This is a genomic window from Flavobacterium cryoconiti (genome assembly GCF_048158645.1).
Lineage (GTDB): Bacteria > Bacteroidota > Bacteroidia > Flavobacteriales > Flavobacteriaceae > Flavobacterium > Flavobacterium cryoconiti.
Map to the genome: position 1 here is coordinate 11,996 of NZ_JBLNKW010000002.1, position 21,002 is coordinate 32,997.

Sequence of the window (21,002 nt, forward strand, 5' to 3'; positions counted from 1 at the left end):
GAGAAATCCTTCAAATCGACTCAGTAGATTTATTTTCATTTAGGATTAATAATTCTTTATTTTCATTATCTTTTTTTCGCCACCAATTTGATAACATTGACCCTGAAATAGTCATCCAAGGCACAGCTATCACTGATGCTAAACCAACAGTTGCTATTTTTCCCATTTGTAATGCAATTCCAGAAGCAAGCCCTCCATTTTGCATACCTACTTCCAGGGAAATAGTACGACATGATGCTTCGTCCAAACCCATAAACCTCCCACTCCAATAGCCTAACAGATAACCAATTGTATGGTGAATCATTGCTGATAAAAATAACAATGGCCCAATTTCCAATAAAGAATCTCTACCCGATGAGACAATAACAATCATCATCATCAAAACACCCAACATTGAAATTTTGGGCAACATGGTCTGTAACCTTTTCACACCATTTATAAGGAATCTATTGACAAGCAGACCCAATATTATTGGTAAAATAATGATTTCAGCTACATGCAGCATCATGGCTTGTAAATCAATAGCTACGTATTGACCTGCCAATAATTTCATTAACAAAGGGGTCATAAACGGTGCCACAAGTGTAGAAATTGCAGCAATAGTAACCGACAAAGGCATATTGGCTTTGGCAATAAATGCTAATACATTTGAGGTTACTCCACTTGGTACCGAACCCATCAATATTACACCAGCAGCTATTTCGGGTGGAAAGCCAAAACTTTTGGCCAAAGTAAAACCGACTAAGGGCATAATAGTGAAGTGACTAACGAGACCTATCAAAACCGCCTTGGGCGTTTTAATAACACCTTCAAAGTCTTTCAGACTCATTTCGGTACCCATAGTAAACATTATCAACTGAATAAGCGGGACAATAAAGCCCGTGAACTTAAAATCTCCAATTTTTTGGAAATATTGAGGATAAAAAAAACCAACTGAAACAGCAGCCATTACCCAAATCGTAAACGACATTTGATTTAGAATTGAAACGCTTCGACCTCCTATTGCTAAACATATAAGTGAGCCAACAACAAAAGGACCTGTTGCCAATAATCCGTCTCCAAAAATAAAGGTCACTATTGCTAAAAGAACTAAAATAGCGGAGGCGGCAAGTAGAAATTTGTTTATTTTTTTCATGAATAAATAGAGCTAAGTAACTATGCACTAATAGTTAATGATTCAAATTTAGTTTTTTATAGTTTTATTTATTTTTTTGAATACCTATCAACTAATTTAAATATCATTGATTTTTTCACCTGAATGCGTATCTCTTAATGCTTTTTTGATTACTTTTAAGTCTTTGAAATAGCCAATTGTAGCAATATCAACATAAAGTCCAATACTCCCCTTTTTAGTTGTTCCCAACATTTTATTTACAATAAACGACGAATATTTCATGTTGTTGATAAACATTTCTGCGGTTTCGCCATTGACTTCTATTCGCATAGTTATCCATTCGTTGAGTGCCACAGGTGCCGACCCTTCGTATGAACCCGCAGGATATTTATCCCGAAGCGTTTGGAACTTTGCATGCGGGTAAGAAAAATATTGAACCGCATGGTTTCGAGCCATTTGATTATTAACTCGACCGACTTTAGGTCTTAAATAGATAGATTCAAAAGCTTTGTCTTCTTCAGCAATTCTAAAATAAAGGCCTATAAATCCTGCTGCAGGTAGATAGGGTGATGGGTTTTGAATCTGACTGTACATTTTTATTTCGATAGTTCCATTTTCAAAATCTTCAAGATCTACCAATTTTGCATAATGTGGCTCATCAACAGTGGATTCTAATCGATTAGCATCGAATGGTATTGCCGTTAAGTCTCGTTCAATTTTTAATACTTTTTTTCCTTTAAAATTAATAATCGCTCCTGTAACGTTGTGCAATTCAAAAGTTTGTTTGCCGAGCTTCAATTTTTGGAACGATTGGGCATTTGCTTCGAAAGTGCCTAAGAACAAAAGTAAAATTAGGATTATTGTTTTCATTTTTAGGATCAATTATTATTAAAAATTAAATTTTACATAATTATTTTTGTCGATATACGCATACTCAGATTTGATACACTATCTCTTAACATTTCTTCTACTTGCTCATGCGTAAATTGGTTCGTTCCGTCAATTCGAGCCAACATAGGTACCGTCATCGCTGCTACTGCATTTCCATTCATATCCAATATAGGAAATGAAATGGCGTGAAGTCCGGCGTACTGTTTACTCTTTATGGATGCGAATCCTTTTGAAATTACTTCCTTTAAACCATTACTGAAAGTCTCAATTTCAGCTTCTGATGAATTTGGAAGGCTCTCTCGAATTCTGATATCTTTGATGATTTGGTCTTGAAAAGCCAACAATACCATACCAGAAGCCGAAGGTGCAACCTCAATTTCTGAACCTACCCGAGTCATAAAACCAAGTCCATTTGGCGGCTGAATTGACGCTATAACGGTTTGAAAACCATTATTGTAAACTCTCAAATCACAAGGAAAAGAAACTGCTCTTGATAAACCCTCCATAATTGGAAGTGCCTCCGTCAACAAACGATAAGTAGGCGGATGAAAATGGGACAATTGAAACAACTTAGAAGTAATGGTATAAACATTGCCATAATTGGCAACATAATTCCTTTGTACCAAACAATTCAACATCCGATAAATTTCCCCCAATTTTCTTCCAAGTTGAGCCGAAATTTCTTGCTGTGTCAATCCGTTTTCAGACTTACTAAGAACTTCTAAAATATCTAAGCCTTTGTCTAATGCTGGTGCAGAATAAGCTCCATTTTCTTCTTTCTCTTTCATATCTGATTTTTTTTACGATTTATTTTGTTTAAATATCCGCTATTTTAAGCAAAATAAACCGTAAATCAAATTACATACCTATTTGATGCACTTCGATGATATTTCCATCCGGGTCATGAAAGAAGATTTGATACCAACCTGCTAATGCCCATTTACCATAATCAGCATAGGGAATATTTTGCTCTTCTAATTTCTTTTTGAACCCTTCTATGTCATCCGTTCTAAAACAGAAATGACCATTTTTGATTGGATTAATCCATTGGTTCATTCGGTGGCCTGCATCATTATCCTTTTGAGTAATATGAAATTCTATGGTGCCATCGGTTACAAATTCAACTTGACCATCATATCTGTTTTCGGTGTCTTCTGTTGTCAATCCGTGTTCTTCGTCTTGAATGCGACTCATACCAAAAATGTTTTGATAAAATTTGGATAATCTTGACACATCTTCAGTGCATAGATTCATGTGATGATACTTAAATTTCATGTTTTGCGAATTTAATATTTGTTATTTCTTTTGCAAATATGAAACATTATTTTCAAATATGAAAAAATAATTCGTATTTTTGTCGAAATAAATAATAATTCACGGGTTTGTGAGAATATTTAGTAATATGAAAGAAAACATTTTAGAGTCTAAAAATCAATCAAATGAACAATGTAGTCCTACAATGGTACGTCGTGTGGCTGCTATGTTAGACTTAGATACTCATTCTTTTTCAGAAGGAGCTATATTACCAAAGGGATGGCATTTTTTTATGCTAGCTGGTGAAACACGAAAATCCGAATTACGCCAAGATGGATTCCCTGGCTTGGGTGTTCCTATTCCTGACCTTGGGCTGCCAAGATTACTTTTAGGAGGAAGAACTGCATCCTACAATGGTGACATTGTAATAGGTTCAGTAGTAGAAAAAACGAGTTTTATCAAAAGCATCGTAGAAAAAACAACTAATTCGGGACCGATGGCAATTGTAACAATCCAACACGAATTACGTCCTGTTACTGCATCAATTCCCGCCATTATTGAAACCCAAACCTACATTTTGCTAAGTGCGAGTACCGCTTCGAAGAATTCTGAAAAAACACTTTCTAAACCTATTGAGTCGAAACATCAGAAACAGATAACTCCTGATGAAACTATTTTATTCCAATACTCTGCATTGGGATTTAACTCTCATAAAATTCACTTGGATAGAGGTTATGCGCAAAATATTGAAGGACTTCCAGATTTGGTAGTAAACGGTGGTTTAACTACACTTTTATTAACCGAATATATCAGAACCAATTTAGAGCTGGAAATTACGGATATAAAAGTAAAACATATAGCTCCTCTCTATTGCAATAGACCGATGACTCTGACTGCGGAAAAAAGCGAAACTGGTTGGAAATTATATGTTTATGACGATAATAATGATATAGCCGTTGAAGCGGAAATTAACGTAAAATGATTGAATATGAAGTTTGAACCATTAAAAGGCATCAAAATATTAGATTTAACATCCGTAGTTGTTGGTCCAGTGGCTACTTGGCGATTGGGGCAGTATGGAGCAGAAATTATTAAGGTTGAAAACCCTTCAGGAGATCTGATGCGTGGTCTTGGAGGAATATCACCTACGGGACAACATTCAGGGGCTTACTTGCATCTCAACAGAGGAAAAAAGAATATTTGTCTCGACTTAAAAAAAGAGGGTGGAAAAGAAATCATTCAAAAATTAGTAGAATGGTGTGATGTAATTGTTGCCAATATGCGCCCTGAAGCTTTGGAACGTTTGAACTTAGATGCAAAAACAATTCGAGCGAAATATCCAGAAAAAATATATTGTTTAATAACTGGCTATGGTACAGATGGCCCTTATTCAGGATTACCAACGTACGACAGTGTTTTGCAAGGTGCTTCAGGTATTGCCGGATTAACTATGGCTCGTGATGGAAAACCGGCTTACGTTCCTATGCTAATATGCGACCACGTTGTGGGGGAAATTACGGCTGGTACAGTTATGGCTGCACTGATGCAGCGTCAAAATACGGGAGTAGGTTCAAGTATAGAAATACCGATGTTTGAAACCATGGCATCTTTTGTTTTGCAAGAACATTTAGCACAACAAAGTTTTGAACCACCTGTTGGTCCTCCGGGCGATCTTCGACTTTTAAGCCCCCATAATCAGCCTGTTAAAACTAAGGATGGATATATTTCCTTTACCATCAATACGGATGCTCAGGTACAAGCCTTTTTAAAAATAACGGATAGAGCTGAATTACTTCATGATGAACGATTTACAACTGTGGCAAGCAGGGCAAAATATGTTTCAGAATGGTTTGAAATTCGGGGTACAGCACTTGATAATAAATCCACTGATGAGTGGCTTACAATATTTCGAGAAACAGATTTACCAGCTATGCCCTGCCATACACTTGAAACATTAACTAATGACCCACATTTAAAGGCTGTTAAGCTAATTGATTTTGAAAATCATCCAACCGAAGGGAAAATTGCTGTAATACGTTCCACTATAAAAGTTGATGGCAATTATCCTTCGGCGCGTTCTACTGCAGCTCCCTGTGGCTGGGATACTACCAAAATTCTTAGCGAATTGGGATATTCAGAAACTGAAATGGAAAAAATTTTAATAGAAAAAGCAGCCTACAATTTTAAAGATTCAAAACAATCATAAAAACAGTTATGAATTTATTAAGCTATATTACTAACAATTTTTAATCAGATGAAATCGCCATGATTCCAAAACACAAACTGGAATGAAGAATGGCGATACCATATTCCTTTAAAAATAAATTATTATCTACGTATGAAACAATCATATATCATTGATGCTATCCGAACGCCAATTGGTAGTTTAGGAGGCACTTTATCAACTCTTCGTGCCGATGATTTGGCAGCATTACCAATTAAAGAACTCATCAAAAGAAATCCAAATTTACCAACAGAATTAATTGACGATGTGATTTTAGGTTGTCATAACCAAGCGGGGGAAGACAATCGAAATGTAGCACGAATGGCTTTACTATTAGCCGGAATACCACACACCGTTCCAGGTGAAACAGTCAATCGTTTATGTTCTTCAGGAATGTCGGCGATTATTCATGCCAATAGAGCTATTAAAGCTGATGATGGTGCTATTTTTATTGCGGGTGGAATGGAACACATGACGCGTGGACCATGGGTGATTTCTAAAACATCAAAACCTTTTGGCAATGATGCTCAACTATTTGATAGTAGTTTTGGATGGCGATTTATTAATCCACAAATGCAAAAATTATACGGTACCGATGCAATGGGCATAACCGCTGAGAATTTAGCAACAATGTATGGAATAAGCCGTGAAGATCAAGATTTATTTGCATTTCGCTCGCAAAAAAAAGCGTTTATAGCACAACAAAACAGCATTTTAGCGGATGAAATCATGAAAGTTGAAAGGACTGATAGAAAAGGTAATATCACTGTTTTTGATACTGATGAATTTATTAAAGGCAGTACAACAATTGAAATTCTCTCAAAATTAAACCCTATTTTCAAGAAAGAAGGCGGAACAGTAACTGCAGGAAATGCTTCGGGATTAAATGATGGTGCTGCTGCTATGTTGATTACTTCCGAAGAAGCATTAAAAAGACATCATTTTATTCCAAAAGCAAGAATAGTATCCTCGGCGGTAGTAGGTGTAGAACCTCGAATTATGGGAATTGGCCCTGTTGGAGCAACACAAAAAGCGTTGCAAAAAGCAGGTTTGACCCTCGACCAAATAGACGTATTTGAATTCAATGAAGCTTTTGCCGCTCAATGTTTAGCGGTTACTCGAAACTTAGGCATTGCTGATGATGATGCAAGAGTAAACCCAAATGGTGGAGCAATTGCACTAGGACATCCACTCGGAATGTCGGGTACCCGAATCATTCAAGCAGCTATGAATGAGCTGCAACGTTCAAAGAAAAAATATGCACTTGCGGCTATGTGTGTTGGCGTTGGGATGGGTTATGCCGTAATAATTGAAAATGTAACTATTTAAAAAAATATGAAAAATATAAACTTAAACGAAGGTAAAAAATACAATCAATTACTGTTAGAAAATAAAGTCTGTGTGATTGTCGGGGCTGCATCTTTACGCAGTATCGGATATGCTACAGCAGAACTTTTTGCAGCTCATGGTGCTAAATTAGTACTTCTTGATTTGGTAATGAATGCCGAAATAGCCAATGAGGTTGGTACTTCCATCGCTTCACAAATAGGTCATACACCTGACATTATTTATCATCAATGCGATATACGAGATATCTCAGATTGTGATAAAGTGATAGAAATGGCAGTAGCACATTTTGGAACTATTGACTGCTTAGTGAATTGTGCTGGCATTGTAAAATCAGAAGGAATGTTGTCTATCACTGATGAAGCCTATGATTTGATCATGGATGTAAACCTAAAAGGTACTTTCAATATTTGCAAAAGTGCTTTGAAAATATTTACTGAAAAGCAAGCCGGCGTTATTGTCAATTTATCATCTTTGTCGGCTCAACGTGGGGGAGGATTGGTAGGAGGTACTCACTATGCCGCTTCAAAAGGTGGGGTTATTAGCCTTACTAAAGCTATAGCTCGAGAATTTGCACCCATGAATATTCGAGCTAATGTAATTTGCCCAGCCATGATAGAAACCAGTATGTTAGATGGTCTTTCGGAAAAACAATTGAATGATGTGATTTCGGGAATTCCATTAAAACGTGTTGGTAAAACGATAGAGTTAGCAGGTACTTGTCTTTTTCTAGCTTCCGACCTTTCGGGATTCATTACTGGTGCTACTATTGACGTTAATGGAGGAATTCATATTCATTAAATGATAAAAGTAATTTTTGGATGGATTTATTTGGGAATTTTTAAAATGAAAATTTTGCTATAAGAATTGGAGATTTTTTCCTTAACCATGAATGTTCGAATTAACCTAAAAATGGAAAGAAACTATAATTAAAACAATTAAACTAAAAAGATGATTGAATTAGATACACTACCACAAAATGAAATAAAAGAAGGATTCAAGGCAAGGTTTGTTCATACAGAAAACTTAACCTTGGGTTACTGGGATGTTGAAGAAGGTGCGATTTTACCCATGCACGCACATTCCCATGAACAAGTTACCCAAGTTTTGGAGGGAAAATTTGAATTGACCATTGGCGAGGAAACAAAAATCTATGAAAAGGGACAACTTGCTGTGATACCTCCTAATATGGTACACGGAGGAAAAGCAATTACAAAATGTAAGATATTTGATATATTTTGTCCCGTTAGAGAAGATTACCAAATTTAATTTTTAGGTGTTTTATCAAATCCATTTTAAACTATCAAAAATGAAAAGCCAAGCTAATTTTAATATACAATTTGTTCTGTATATCGTCTTTTTATTAATTTCTAATCTACTTTCTGCCCAGAACGTAGAGGCTAAAAACAAAATAGGTAACTCGACTCTCCATAAACAAATAAGTACTTTGGACACAGAACAACTTCTCGCACGTATTATAGCTACTGAAGACCGACTTGAAATCCTAAACCTTCTTGCAGGTTCTGCTTTTAGTTCTGATGTAGCATCGGAATCGTATTGGACGAAAATGTTTACAGAAGATGCTACTTTTGACAGAGGTGCTACAAGACAAGATAAAGGTCGAGATGAAATATTGAAAATCGTCAATGCACCTGAACAGAAGGAGGCTATCAAAGGCGGAATGACACACTTAGCAATGCTTCCTCACATCACGCTAAATGGCGATACTGCAGTAGCTACGGGTTATTTGCTGATAGTGATGCCAGACACAACAGCCTCTCATGTGCAACTTCCTGGTAAAGGAACTTCTCCTGGATTTTCTATTTATCAACTCACGGTGAACCAATGGAAACTCTTGCGAACTACAGATGGCTGGAAAGTTACTAATCGCACAGTAAGACCCATATCAAGTGCCGATTCTCGTGCTATTCTTCAACGAGCTATTGAAGTAAAGAAATAATTAAATAATTTTAGAAGCAAAAAAATGTATCCGCTTTCTGTTAATTTTGTTTTTTTTCTAAAAAAAATCTATAAGTAACACCAGATACCTTTTAACTTTTATATTGGTTTCATACAGCCTCTAACTTGACTCTACTCCTATTTTTCGTTTACTCATTTGCGCCTTAATAAATGGTTCAAATCTATATACTCAACGTTGAATTGTAGCGTGAACAACTGAAAATCACACATTTTTATTATCTCCTAAAGACTTCTTTAACTCAATGTAAACCTGAGTTTAAAAAATATTGTCTTAAGAATTATAGATTTTGGAGAACAATGACCTTTAGTATTCAAGAATTGAAGGATTAAAAAAAAATGAAAGGCAAAGGTTATTATTAGATGCGACAGAGCTAAAAATAATTAAGTAAATTTGAGAAATAGATTTTAACTTTAATAACTTTCCATATAGCCAGTTTCTTTAAATCATGTATAAATTCGTTTATGAATTGTCAAGTAAGAGTAATATTTACATTACAAGTTGTAGTACCTGATTTTTCTTGTTTTTTACTCTAGTTTTTAAAAGTGTTCGACTATGAATAAAAGTTCGACAGTCGAACTCTAACGGCTCCTTTAGACACAACTTTTTATCTTTAAAAAACCTAGAATTATTGAAAAACGTTAAAAACAGTTAGCTAAATATTTTAAACTTAAAAAATTATCATCAAAAATTAACAACCTAAATAATTAAAAACCAATACATTATATCGTAATTTTAAGCTATAAAAAAAAGTTAAGATCGGTATAAGATGTTCGATTGTAGCCTCGGCGACTCCACTAATTCATTTTCAATTGAAACGAAAAAGCCTGTAAATCTTAGAATTTACAGGCTTCTTCGTTTTTATTAATTTCAAAAATCATCATTAAATCACTAGAAAAACATTTTTATTTCAGCAGAATTTCTTCTCAATTTCACAACAAAATTCTCTACACCACCTTGGATAACTCCTGTTTTTAGGAAAACCAAAATAGCTTCTGTAAACTAATATTTACTCTATTTTACTTTATACATAAACTCTTCTACTTTCTCAACCATGTTATAGCTACCGCAAAAGAAAGGAGTCCTTTCATGTAAGGCAGTTGGCAAAATTTCCATTACTCTAGAAAATCCATCAGAAGCTTTTCCTCCTGCCTGTTCTACAATAAACGCCATAGGGTTACATTCATACAACAATCGCAATTTACCTTTGGATGCCTTAAAACTCGTTGGGTACAGATAAATTCCTCCTTTAATCATATTCCTGTGGATATCGGAAACAAGACTACCAATATATCTCGAAGTATAAGGTCGATCCTCTTCTTCTGATTGGCAATATTTAATATAGTCTTTAACACCTTGTGGGAAATGAATATAATTACCCTCATTTACCGAATAAATAGTTCCATCAATTGGAAATTTCATATTTGGATGAGAAAGATAAAAAGTGCCAATGGCAGGATTTAATGTAAATCCGTTTACGCCATGACCCGTAGTATACACAAGCATAGTCGAGGTCCCGTAAATCACATAACCGGCAGCAACCTGATTGATTCCAGGTTGCAAAAAATCTTCAAAGGTTACTGGTGTTCCAAATGGTGTTATTCTTCTATAAACAGAAAAAATGGTACCTACAGAAACATTAACATCAATATTTGATGAACCGTCCAGCGGATCTATTAATACGATATATTTATTGTTGTGATCATTATCTACACCCCCAACAGTAATGAAATCATCGTTTTCTTCAGAAGCAATCCCGCAAACAATCTCCCTGTTTATTAGCGTTTGAATAAAAGTCTCATTAGCATACACGTCTAATTTCTGCTGGTCTTCACCTTGTATGTTTTTCTCCCCTACAGCCCCAACAATATCTACCAGTCCCGCTTTATTAACTTTATAACTAACCACTTTTGCGGCCAGTCGAATAGAATTAAAAATTCGCGATAATTCTCCCGACGAATATTTAAAATCATTTTGGTTTTCAATAATAAATTCTCCTAAAGTTTTGTTGCTTTCGTTCATTTTTTAAGTCTTTATGACCTTTTTTTACAATTAGTAGTCTGGATTTTCTATATTTTAGTACTGGACATAATAAATAAAAGCGGCTTAAAAAACCGCTTTTATACTAACAAAACATAAAAACCAAACCAAACATCAATTTTAACCTTTCTATTAGTTTAACCTATTTATACAAATCTTATTCTTATTCCCAAACCTATTTAATGATGGGCATAAATTTTATTTTTCATTTTCTAATAATACAAAGATTAATACCCTAACCCTTCATTAAACTTAAATAATGCGTAACCTTCTGGTTTTAAATATCCTGGTACATCTGATTGATTATCCAATACTGCCTGACGCGATTTTGGAGTAGTAAAAGGCATTTTTCCGGTTGGATTATACTTTCCCGTTAAAACATCTAATATGGCAGCTGAAGAAGTTCCAAAAGTTGCCAATACAGTTTGTAAATTTTTATTGTCAATTTCATCAATCACCCATGGATTTGAATAATTTATAACCACTACTGTAGGTTTACTGGAAGTAACTTCATTTATATACGGTACATCAATTTTATTATCGGATAGTTGTAATTTTATTTCAGCACCGGTACTGCTAAAAAGACCGCCTGCATTAGGTGTTACCATTAAAACAACAAGATCAGCATCTTTTTTATCTTTGACAAATTCAATACCCAATTCATTAGCCAGACTAGCTAAAACAGGAATGTTTGTTTTACTATTATTATATAGTGATTCTAAATATACTTTAGTGCCTTTTTTAATTGGCAGTAATTTTGCATTATTTCTTAATAATACAATAGACTTTCTAAAGGCTAGATCTCCTTTCTTCTGAAATTCACTGTTTCCAACGGTTTTTTCGGCATAAGAAACATCAACATACGGATTTTCAAATAAACCCAATTCAAATTTTTCGGTTAAAAGCCTTTCTATTGATTGATTGATTCTTGATTCAGATACCATGCCCTTTTTAACAGTCTCCAACAATAAGGTTGGATCTCCCGTTCCTGAAAATAAATCTACACCACAATCAATTGCTTTTTGATAACGCTCTAAAACACTTAAATTCTCCACACCCCAAGGCATCATTTCTATAGGTCCAGTATCCGAATTGATAATCCCTTTGAAGCCCATTTTAACCCTTAAGAGATCATTAATAATAGCTTTATTATAAGCAAAAGCAACCGCTTCATATTTTGTATTGATAGGCTTTGCATAATAAGGCATAATCGCGGAAGTACCCGCATCAATAGCCGCCTGAAAAGGTTTTAAATGATAATCAAACATGTTCCCCGGATAATGCTGATCTTGCCCCCAAACAAAATGAGGGTCTTGACCGTCTACTTGTGGGCCTCCTCCTGGAAAATGCTTTATCGTCAAGGCTACAGAACCTGTTTCTAATTTATTCTTTTGAAAACCTAACGTTATTTCTCGTATCATTGAAGCTGCCAAATCAGCATTTTCACCAAAAGTCCCTTCCACTCTTTGCCAGCGTGGCTCAGTAGCAAGATCAGCCATATACATATATCCTTTACGAAGACCAACTGCAGCCCATTCTTGTCTCGCAATATCTGCAAATTCCCTTGTCAATTCTAAGTCCCGCATGGCAGCAAGTCCCAATTCTCCGGGCCATTTTGAAAAAATTGTGGTTCCTACACTTAGACCTACAGAGGCATCCACAGTGATGTGGTTTCTTGGATTTGAAGCCACTATAGCCGGAATTCCCAATCTTGAAGATTCACATAGTCGCTGTAGATTATTACTCCATTCCGCCATGTTTTTTGCTGAAGTATTAGCTCTAAGAATAAAATGCCTAAGATTATATTGCGTTACTGCCTTAGTAGTCCCTACAGCTGACATTACTGGCACTGGTAATGGTTTTTTGGAAAACATATTAATGTTTTGAACCAAGTCCTCTTCATTAAATCCACTTTTTATTTCTGCTTTTGGAGCATCCTGTTGAAATGCGTAATCACCTTCCATTCTTGTGGTACTGATTAGCATAAAACCTATTTTTTCTTTCAAAGTCATTTGAGAAATCAAATCTTTAACTCTGGTTTCATTTGGTAATCGCCAATCTTCATATTTATCCAGTTTACCGTTTTTATTCAAATCTTTAAATTCATACCCTTGTGATTTGATGATTTGAACCCCTTCATTTCCTAATTTTGGTTGTATAGGACTTTGAGCAAAAGAGGCAAAAGAAACCAAAGTAAATGATAAAATTCTCGTAATGTTTGTGTGATAATTAGTCATAATCGTATTTTATGAAATTAATGTCTTTAAACAAAATTGAAATACTGTTTTAATTTCAATTTTTAATATAATGGTTCTACCGGAATAGATGTGAAACATTTTTAAGTGTAGTATCTTTTTTTTAACATGTTAGGAATATAAGGGCATGTATTATTAAAGCATAAAAATGATTTTATTTTCACAAAAAAACCAGAAGAACCAATATAATATTAAGAGTTATAGCGCCTATTTTATAAGATGTTTTTTAAATTTGTAACCCTAGTTATTTTTTATCTTCTGGCTTTTTGGTCCATCTTTCTCTTAAATAATGAGCTGCCATTTTAGGCTTTCTGTCCCTTGTGAACACTCCTTTATAATTCATCCCTCCGAATCGTATAACCGATTGTCCTGTTTTAAAATCAGCAAAAGCCCATACATGCATACCTGCCACAAAATCTTTTGTATCTGCTACATCAAGATAAGCCTTAATAAATTGTACTTGATATTCCTCGGTAAACATCTCTGCCTGATCTGCATGCATTCCAGGAAAGGTGTCAGCTCCAAACTCAGTAATAACAATTGGTTTCTTTAATTTACTATATAAATCATCTAATTCATCGCTAAGCATTTTAGCTCCGGTTTTAATATCACCCTGATTCGTATACCAACCCCAATAGCGGTTAATACATACTACATCAGATAATGCCAACCATTCTACTGGCCCCCCCATTACTCCAACAAGTGTTTTTAGCCTGGTAGGATCTAATTTTTTCACAAGGTCAAACAATTCTTTAAACAAAACTACTGATTGTGGATCTGCTTTTTTTACATCGTTAGGAGATAAATTAATCCCTTCTGGAAAAGGTTCATTAGCCACACTCCACATTACTACTGATGGATGGTTTTTATCTCTGGTAATCAATTCCTCAATATACTTTTTACAGGCAATTTGTCTCAATCTTAATTCTTCCTTGTCTCCATGAAAATACAAACCAACAGCCGGAATTTCATTGATGATTAATATCCCTTCTCTATCGGCCATATTCATATATTCTTCATCATATGGATAATGCGATGTTCTGTAAGAGTTCGCACCTACCCATTTCAATAAGGAATAATCTTTTATAATTACCGGGTTTGCAGTAGCTCTTCCAAAAATAGGGAAATCTTCATGTTTACCAAATCCTTTTAGAAATACAGGTTTTCCATTTAAAAGTATTTGTTTATCATTAGTCGAAATCGTTCTTACCCCTGTCTCCAATTCGTAAGTATCTATAACACGATTGGCATCACTGATACTAACTGAAACTTTATAAAGAAATGGGTCTTCTGTTGACCATAGTCGTACTTCAGGAATTTTAACAAGTACATTTGCAGTGTTCCCATTTAAATCAAATTCTGATTCGTACACTTTATTATTTCCAGCAATAGTAACTTTTCCCTTGGTTGCTTTTCCTTCTGTATCTACTTTTAGATTAACGGAACCAGTAGTATTTTCAAATCCTGTTACTACAGTTAAATCTTTAATATTAGCAGCTGACTGAACGCTATACAACAATACATCACGCTGTAAACCTGCATAAGGGAAAAAGTCAAAATTAGCTTTTGGATTACTGGAGAACATTCCGCCAGCTACACCACCACCAGTCGGAACACGAGTAGGTTTTAATATGTTCTCTAATTGAATTGTTATTCTGTTAGCTACATTCCAGTTAATTAATGCGGAGATATCAAAAGCAAAAGGCAAATTTCCTCCTTCATGTGCGCCTACCGATTTTCCATTGAGATACACTTTAGAAGCATAATTAGCGGAACCAATTCTGACATAAATTTTTTGACCTTTCCAAGAACTAGGTATAAATATTTCTTTTTCGTACCAAGCAGTCCCAAGGTAATCTCTACTGTCAGTAAACTGATCGTTCCAACTTCCCGGAACGGCTATCGAACGGGTATTAGGCAAACCATTCTTCCAATTTTGAGCTTCTCCGACATCGAGTGAATCTTTCTGAAATTTCCAAATACCTGAAATATTCTCTTTATTTCTGAACTCATTTTGTTGTGGAAACAAAGCAATATCTTTCGTTTCTGCTGTTTTAAAATCCTGGCCTACCGCCTTAATGAATGAGAGAAACAGAGTCGCTATTATTAAAATTTTAGTTTTCATAAATAATTTATTTTTTATTAATTTAATGATTATTCATTCTATTGTTTTTAAACACCGCTATTTATTGTAAATCCACCGTCAACACCAATATCCATTCCGGTTACAAATTTAGAGGCATCACTTAACAACCATACCAAAGCTCCGGATAATTCTTCCGGTTTCCCAAAACGCTTAAATGGTGTTTGTCTTAAAATTGAATCGGCTCTACTGGTATAAGACCCATCAGGATTAGTTAGTAAGGAGCGATTTTGTTCAGACAAAAAGAATCCCGGTGCTATGGAATTTATTCTGATAGAATCTCCATACCTATTAGCCATCTCAACCGCAAACCATTTCGTATAGTAATCTATAGATGCCTTACCCATACTATATCCCAAAACCCTAGTTAAAGCTCTTTTAGAACCTACTGAGGATATATTGACAATAGCGCCATTTTCAGTTTTAGCTAGAGTAGGTCCAAAAACTTGATTCGGTATAATAGTGCCCCACAAATTAACTTCCATAGCTTCCTTCATCCCATCAATATTCAAATTGAAAACATCATCGTCTGGATTTAGGATTCCTTCCGGGACATTACCTCCTGCTGCATTAACTAGACCGTCAATCTTACCGTATTTTTGAATTATTCTTTCTTTTGCTCTCACTAGTTGCCATTCATCTAACACATTAACCTTTAGAAATATAGCTTCTCCACCATTTAGCTTTATTTCTTCAGCTTGAGCATTTCCTCTTTCTTCATTCAATCCCAATATAATTACTATACCTCCGGCTTGAACAATTGCATTTACAAAGTGCCCTCCCAAAACTCCCGTACCCCCTGTAACAACAATCACTTTATTGTCAAGCGAAAAAATATTCTTTTTAATCATTTTATTCGATTTTTAATAATTAAAACGAAACAGGTATAAATTGTTTCGTTTTAATTAAATAACTTTTAATATCCGGAATTTTGACCTAAAGCGGCATCTTTATTTAAATCGATTTCCGTTTGAGGAATCGGTAATAATAAATTAGTGGCACTAATTCCCGTAATTTTTTGACCTCTTCCTACTACTCTATTTACAAGTTGACCGGTACGCATCAAAGTCATTCTACGATTTTCTTCGGCAAGAAGCTCTCTTACTCTTTCATCAAGAATAAAATCTATCGTAATATCGGCAGCAGTAACTGGAGCGGCATTCGCACGGCTTCTCAAAATATTGATTGTTGTGGCTGCTTCAGGAAGTTTTCCTTGTTTAAACTGAGCTTCTGCTTTTAGCAAGTAGGTCTCTCCCAATCGCATGATAATTATATCTTTTATCATCGCTTGTCCAAAAGGATCACTCGGATTAAATTCATTCCACTTATTTGTTTGAGGCACAATAAAGCGCTGCGTATTTACTGATGGATCATTGATATCTACTTTTTGTCCAAACTTTGCAAATGTCGGGTCGTTATAATAATAATCTCTTCTTAGATTGTATTTTGAATTTCTCATATCACCAGGTGCATAAAGACTGTTCAATACCCAATCCGTCAAGGCAATCCTGCTGATTCCTCTTCCTCCTAAAGAATCACAAAGCACCATTCCTTTTTGTTGGTGGTAACGAGATCCCCATACTCTTCGGTATTGTGGAGATCCTATTTCATCGACTGCTCCTACAGGTAAATTTGATCCTGTTCCCCCTACTACTGACGATGGGTTTTCAATCTCTAATACCCAGATGGCCTCTTTGTTTCCTTGAGATCTTCTTTGGTTACCATAGATAAACATATCGGCAAATGCATCTCCAGGCTTATTAGCTTTGCTACCATATCTTTGGTTTATCAAACTGAAATCACCGCTATTTATAATCGCATCACAGGCTGCCTCTGCAAGATCATTTTTTCCCATCCTAAGATACGCTTCTGCTAATACTTGGGAAGCCATTGCTGAATGGGCTCTTGAATACGTTTTTCCTTTTACATTACTGCTAACATTATTGACAGTAGGTAAATTTGTTTTTGCAAATAGTAAATCATCTACAATAAGCTTGTTCAAATCAGTTAGCTCTGCTCTTACAAAATCAGTCTTTGGTCCACTAACCGGAACGGTAATCAATGGCACTTTGCCAAAAAGAGTTACCAGCGTATTATAAGCTAATCCTCTGTAAAACTTAGCCTCTGCTGCTATCTTATCTTTAGTAGGCTGGGCCAAAATAGTTTTAGGATTATCAACAGCTGCAATAATTGAATTTGCATTATTAATAATTTTATAGGCCCATTTCCATGCATATGATACTGCTGGATCAGTAGGAGTAAGATTCGCATAATTAGTAAAAGGAACACACCATGGATCCATGTCTGCTGGAGACTTATTATAAGCAACATCAGTACCTATTTGCCAACAACCCAACCAGCCTTGACCGGTACTATTAGGTGTTTGAAAAAATGTGTGCCAAGTTGAATATTGGTTTTGCAAACCAATCAGAGCCGCATTTAATCCCAACTCATCATTCAGTGCTGCAGGATCATAACTTGAATATAATTTTTCATCTAAATAATCATTCTGACAAGAGCTAACTCCCATTACAATCAGAAGACTAAGCATATATATTTTATTTTTCATTTTAAAAGTTATTAAAAGTTATTACTTATTTTAGAGTGATGTTAGTACCAATTGTAAAGACAGAAGTCAAAGGATAACTATTATTGTCGAGTGTTATATTTTTATCATAATCAGCTTCTGGATCCCATCCAAACCATTTGGTCCAGGTTACAAGGTTTCTACCACTCATATAGATCGTTAATCCTCCTAAATGTAATTTATCAAGTACTTTGGCATTGGCTACATAACTTAGCGTTACATCTTTTAGCCTTGTATAACTGGCATCTTTTGGATAATTATAGTCTCTTGTATTGGTATAAGAAAGTGCAGGTCTTGAATTATTTTGATTTGCTGCTGTCCAATACCCAATTCCTGAAGGTAAATTTTGTCTGCCTCCAAAATCTCTATAATCCAACAAGCCATTGCTTTTAGTCATTCCTTGTGCTGTTTGAATGAAAACATTTAAATGGAAATCTTTATAATGGAACGTATTGGTAATCCCTCCTGTCCATTTTGGAGCAGTCTGGCCTAAAACAACTCTATCAGCCGGAGTAATAGTTCCGCTTTTATCTGTATCTGCAAATTTTAAATCTCCCGGTTTAGCTGAAGGATCTACTCCAGATGGGTCTTCCCCTACCTGCCATACGCCTACTTGTTTGTAATCATACACCACACCAATTGGTTTACCTATGAACCATCTATTACCAATGTCATCTTTTTTATCTCCGTATAAATCAACAATTTTGTTTTTATTAGTCGCAAAATTGGCACTGGCCTCCCATCTAAAATTTCCTTGATTAAGAACCGTAGCTTTTAGCGAAATCTCCAACCCTTTATTAGACACTTCTCCCAAATTTTGTAGTACCTGACTATAACCTGTTACAACTGGTATAGCACGTAACAACAATAAATCTTTGGTATCTGTACTATAGGCATCAATAGTTCCTGAAATCCTTTTGTTGAACAATTCAAAATCTACCCCAACATTAGTTCCAAGCGTACTTTCCCAAGTAAGATCTTTATTACCCAATACATTAGCCACAACTCCTACGGTACTAACACCATTGAAAGGCAATCTCACAGTACTAGCAGTTGATGAAGTGACGTTTGGATCAATTGCTTGATTTCCTGAAAGTCCATAAGAAGCTCTTAATTTCAAATTACTAACAAAATCCGAATCTGCTAAAAACTTTTCTTTTGAGATATTCCAACCTAATGCTACCGAAGGAAACAAACCATATTTTGAAGAATTAGATCCAAAAGCGGAGTAACCATCTCTCCTTGCTGTAGCTGTAAAAAGATACTTACTGGCATAGGAGTAATTTAATCGTAACATTTGTGACAACAGATTTGACTTATATCCATGAGAACTTGCAGATGTAGAAGAAGCTGTCGAAAGGTTATTAAAAGACAACTGGTCATTAATAAATCCTGAAGCAGTTGTAGTAGACGAAAAGAAATCAGTTTGTTGTGCACTATAAAGTCCAGTTACTCCTACAGTATGATTTTTCCAGCTTTTGTTGTAATTAAATATATTCTCAACGGTCATACTTCTAGTTTCGCTATTTGCGACAAGAGCAGTACCTAATAAATCTCCTGTATCTCTGCCTAAATAACTTTGAAACTGACTTGGAACCAAAGTATAGCCTACATTTAATTTGTATTTAAATCCCGGTAAAAAATCTGGGGTTAAATCAAAAAAGGCATTGGCTGTAATATTTTGATTTCTATCGTTACGAGGACTATTCAACCTAGCCAATGGGTTTCTGTATAAAAGTTCTCCAAACATTGGATACACTTCATAACCTCCATTTGCATTATAAAGAGAACCATAAGGACTCATTCTGCCCGCCAACATTAAATTAGAATGTCCCCCATCATAATTATTGTTTGTCAAAAATAAATTTACTCCTCCATCTAAATAAGGGGTTATTTTTGCATTAATATTTGATCGAAGACTTCCACGTTGAAAGTTATACCCTTTCAAAACTCCTTTTTGCTCCAATAAATCCCCTGAAATATAGTACTTAACACTTTCGCTACCTCCAGAGATACTTACATTATAATTTTGGATTTTCCCTAGTTGATCCACCTGATCAGTCCAATCAGTAACTACACCATTTGCATAGTTTTGTTGCTCAAAAAGATTCGGTAAAACATTCGTATCCCTAGATCCGGACTGTGTCTTCCAGTCTGCATATTTTTGAACATATTCAGCAGGTCCCATAGGATTTATTCGATTAGAAAACGTTTCAATACCTGTATAAGTGTTGAATTTTATCACTGGCTTTCCTGATTTTCCTTTTTTAGTAGTAATCAAAATAACACCATTTGCTCCCCTAGTTCCATAAATGGCTACTGCCGAAGCATCTTTCAATATTTCCAATGATTCAATATCATTAGGATTAATATCATTTAAAGATCCTCCTGTAGTACTAAATGGCATACCATCCAAAACGATAAAAGGTCCAGTAGAAGCACTAATTGAACTCGCCCCACGAATTTGAGCTGAAGTTCCACTTCCAGGAGCAGATGAACTCTGCGTTACAGTTACTCCGGCAACTGCCCCTTGTACAGATTGTAGCACATTAGTAACGGGAAGTTGAGAAAGTCGCTCTTTTGATAAAGAAGTAACAGACCCTGTCACATCCGATTTTTTCTGTGTACCATACCCTACAACAACTACTTCATTTAAAGTGTTATTAGTAGGAGTTAGTTTTACATTAACAGTAGTTTGATTACCCACTGCAATTTCTTTTTGGTCGTAACCAATATAGGTAAAAGTAAGCGTGGAACTTGCGTTACCCACAAGTATAGAATACGACCCCTCAAAGTCGGTAACAGCTCCACTATTTGTACCTTTTACAAGTACAGAAGCCCCAGGCAGTGGTTGATTATTCTCATCTACTAATTTCCCTGAAATTTTTATTTTTTCAGATTGTCCATAAATAATAGACGAGAAAACTAGGAACAACATTAAAATTGTTTTTTTCATAATTTTTTGGGTTTAATATTTTTTTTGGTTTTTTGTGGAATTAAATTTATTTTTTTAATTTTTCGTGTGGGCACACGAATTTTTTTAAAAAAAAGTAAAAGCAAAACCGTGTGCGCAAACATAAGCCTTATTTTTTGATTTAAGAAACAAAATCATTAATTATTCAAAAAATAAAATCAAAAATTTAATTATATTTAATTTTACGTACAATTA

At 35.1% G+C, this 21,002-nt stretch carries 16 protein-coding genes; 6 read left to right on the forward strand and 10 right to left on the reverse strand.

The genetic code is table 11. The annotated features are described in order from the left end of the window. Positions 1 to 10: 10 nt before the first annotated feature. The 4 genes from ACM55H_RS03060 to ACM55H_RS03075 all read right to left on the reverse strand — a co-directional run bounded on the left by ACM55H_RS03060 (position 11) and on the right by ACM55H_RS03075 (position 3,280). On the reverse strand, positions 11 to 1,135 hold the full coding sequence (locus ACM55H_RS03060; protein WP_416835106.1) for a bile acid:sodium symporter family protein: 1,125 nt from the start codon (positions 1,133 to 1,135) through the stop codon (positions 11 to 13). Positions 1,136 to 1,231: 96 nt separating this feature from the next. Continuing rightward, positions 1,232 to 1,984, reverse strand: a complete 753-nt coding sequence (locus ACM55H_RS03065) for a LamG domain-containing protein (RefSeq protein ID WP_416835107.1) — start codon at positions 1,982 to 1,984, stop codon at positions 1,232 to 1,234. Between the two features lie 32 nt (positions 1,985 to 2,016). Then, entirely contained in the window at positions 2,017 to 2,793 is a 777-nt protein-coding gene (locus ACM55H_RS03070) for an IclR family transcriptional regulator (protein ID WP_416835108.1), read from the reverse strand. A 70-nt stretch (positions 2,794 to 2,863) separates the two neighbouring features. After that, positions 2,864 to 3,280: a VOC family protein gene (locus tag ACM55H_RS03075; protein WP_282733221.1), complete on the reverse strand. Its 417-nt coding sequence runs from the start codon at positions 3,278 to 3,280 to the stop codon at positions 2,864 to 2,866. 127 nt (positions 3,281 to 3,407) lie between these two features. Between ACM55H_RS03075 and ACM55H_RS03080 the strand changes: the two genes are divergently transcribed. The 6 genes from ACM55H_RS03080 to ACM55H_RS03105 all read left to right on the forward strand — a co-directional run bounded on the left by ACM55H_RS03080 (position 3,408) and on the right by ACM55H_RS03105 (position 8,790). Then, entirely contained in the window at positions 3,408 to 4,241 is an 834-nt protein-coding gene (locus ACM55H_RS03080; RefSeq protein ID WP_416835109.1) for an HTD2 family dehydratase, read from the forward strand. A gap of 6 nt (positions 4,242 to 4,247) precedes the next feature. Continuing rightward, the gene (locus ACM55H_RS03085) at positions 4,248 to 5,465 is read left to right on the forward strand and encodes a CaiB/BaiF CoA transferase family protein (RefSeq protein WP_416835110.1); all 1,218 of its coding nucleotides are present in this window, start codon (positions 4,248 to 4,250) and stop codon (positions 5,463 to 5,465) included. A 132-nt stretch (positions 5,466 to 5,597) separates the two neighbouring features. Continuing rightward, a complete protein-coding gene (gene pcaF, locus ACM55H_RS03090) occupies positions 5,598 to 6,812 on the forward strand; it encodes a 3-oxoadipyl-CoA thiolase (RefSeq protein WP_416835111.1) in 1,215 nt (404 codons plus the stop codon). 6 nt (positions 6,813 to 6,818) lie between these two features. After that, complete coding sequence (locus tag ACM55H_RS03095) at positions 6,819 to 7,631, forward strand: SDR family NAD(P)-dependent oxidoreductase (protein WP_416835112.1); 813 nt, start codon at positions 6,819 to 6,821, stop codon at positions 7,629 to 7,631. A 150-nt stretch (positions 7,632 to 7,781) separates the two neighbouring features. Beyond that, entirely contained in the window at positions 7,782 to 8,099 is a 318-nt protein-coding gene (locus ACM55H_RS03100; protein WP_416835113.1) for a cupin domain-containing protein, read from the forward strand. 178 nt (positions 8,100 to 8,277) lie between these two features. Beyond that, positions 8,278 to 8,790, forward strand: a complete 513-nt coding sequence (locus ACM55H_RS03105; protein ID WP_416835114.1) for a nuclear transport factor 2 family protein — start codon at positions 8,278 to 8,280, stop codon at positions 8,788 to 8,790. A gap of 1,032 nt (positions 8,791 to 9,822) precedes the next feature. Here the strand turns inward: ACM55H_RS03105 and fbp are convergent. The 6 genes from fbp to ACM55H_RS03135 all read right to left on the reverse strand — a co-directional run bounded on the left by fbp (position 9,823) and on the right by ACM55H_RS03135 (position 20,789). Continuing rightward, positions 9,823 to 10,830, reverse strand: coding sequence for a class 1 fructose-bisphosphatase (fbp, locus tag ACM55H_RS03110; protein WP_416835115.1), 1,008 nt, complete (start codon positions 10,828 to 10,830; stop codon positions 9,823 to 9,825). A gap of 245 nt (positions 10,831 to 11,075) precedes the next feature. Beyond that, on the reverse strand, positions 11,076 to 13,085 hold the full coding sequence (locus ACM55H_RS03115; protein ID WP_416835116.1) for a glycoside hydrolase family 3 protein: 2,010 nt from the start codon (positions 13,083 to 13,085) through the stop codon (positions 11,076 to 11,078). A gap of 262 nt (positions 13,086 to 13,347) precedes the next feature. Then, on the reverse strand, positions 13,348 to 15,228 hold the full coding sequence (gene uidA, locus ACM55H_RS03120) for a beta-glucuronidase (protein ID WP_416835117.1): 1,881 nt from the start codon (positions 15,226 to 15,228) through the stop codon (positions 13,348 to 13,350). A 47-nt stretch (positions 15,229 to 15,275) separates the two neighbouring features. Next, the gene (locus ACM55H_RS03125; protein WP_416835118.1) at positions 15,276 to 16,097 is read right to left on the reverse strand and encodes an SDR family oxidoreductase; all 822 of its coding nucleotides are present in this window, start codon (positions 16,095 to 16,097) and stop codon (positions 15,276 to 15,278) included. Between the two features lie 65 nt (positions 16,098 to 16,162). After that, positions 16,163 to 17,815 carry a RagB/SusD family nutrient uptake outer membrane protein gene (locus tag ACM55H_RS03130; protein ID WP_416835119.1) on the reverse strand — a complete coding sequence of 551 codons (1,653 nt, stop codon included), beginning with the start codon at positions 17,813 to 17,815 and terminating at the stop codon, positions 16,163 to 16,165. Positions 17,816 to 17,840: 25 nt separating this feature from the next. Beyond that, positions 17,841 to 20,789, reverse strand: coding sequence for a SusC/RagA family TonB-linked outer membrane protein (locus tag ACM55H_RS03135; protein ID WP_416835120.1), 2,949 nt, complete (start codon positions 20,787 to 20,789; stop codon positions 17,841 to 17,843). Positions 20,790 to 21,002: the final 213 nt, after the last annotated feature.

Excerpts from the sequence above, each read along its gene's own strand:
- ACM55H_RS03060 (WP_416835106.1), bottom strand. The coding sequence starts at position 1,135 with ATGAAAAAAATAAACAAATTTCTACTTGCCGCCTCCGCTATTTTAGTT.
- ACM55H_RS03065 (WP_416835107.1), bottom strand. The coding sequence starts at position 1,984 with ATGAAAACAATAATCCTAATTTTACTTTTGTTCTTAGGCACTTTCGAA.
- ACM55H_RS03070 (WP_416835108.1), bottom strand. The coding sequence starts at position 2,793 with ATGAAAGAGAAAGAAGAAAATGGAGCTTATTCTGCACCAGCATTAGAC.
- ACM55H_RS03075 (WP_282733221.1), bottom strand. The coding sequence starts at position 3,280 with ATGAAATTTAAGTATCATCACATGAATCTATGCACTGAAGATGTGTCA.
- ACM55H_RS03080 (WP_416835109.1), top strand. The coding sequence starts at position 3,408 with ATGAAAGAAAACATTTTAGAGTCTAAAAATCAATCAAATGAACAATGT.
- ACM55H_RS03085 (WP_416835110.1), top strand. The coding sequence starts at position 4,248 with ATGAAGTTTGAACCATTAAAAGGCATCAAAATATTAGATTTAACATCC.
- pcaF (WP_416835111.1), top strand. The coding sequence starts at position 5,598 with ATGAAACAATCATATATCATTGATGCTATCCGAACGCCAATTGGTAGT.
- ACM55H_RS03095 (WP_416835112.1), top strand. The coding sequence starts at position 6,819 with ATGAAAAATATAAACTTAAACGAAGGTAAAAAATACAATCAATTACTG.
- ACM55H_RS03100 (WP_416835113.1), top strand. The coding sequence starts at position 7,782 with ATGATTGAATTAGATACACTACCACAAAATGAAATAAAAGAAGGATTC.
- fbp (WP_416835115.1), bottom strand. The coding sequence starts at position 10,830 with ATGAACGAAAGCAACAAAACTTTAGGAGAATTTATTATTGAAAACCAA.
- ACM55H_RS03115 (WP_416835116.1), bottom strand. The coding sequence starts at position 13,085 with ATGACTAATTATCACACAAACATTACGAGAATTTTATCATTTACTTTG.
- uidA (WP_416835117.1), bottom strand. The coding sequence starts at position 15,228 with ATGAAAACTAAAATTTTAATAATAGCGACTCTGTTTCTCTCATTCATT.
- ACM55H_RS03125 (WP_416835118.1), bottom strand. The coding sequence starts at position 16,097 with ATGATTAAAAAGAATATTTTTTCGCTTGACAATAAAGTGATTGTTGTT.
- ACM55H_RS03130 (WP_416835119.1), bottom strand. The coding sequence starts at position 17,815 with ATGAAAAATAAAATATATATGCTTAGTCTTCTGATTGTAATGGGAGTT.
- ACM55H_RS03135 (WP_416835120.1), bottom strand. The coding sequence starts at position 20,789 with ATGAAAAAAACAATTTTAATGTTGTTCCTAGTTTTCTCGTCTATTATT.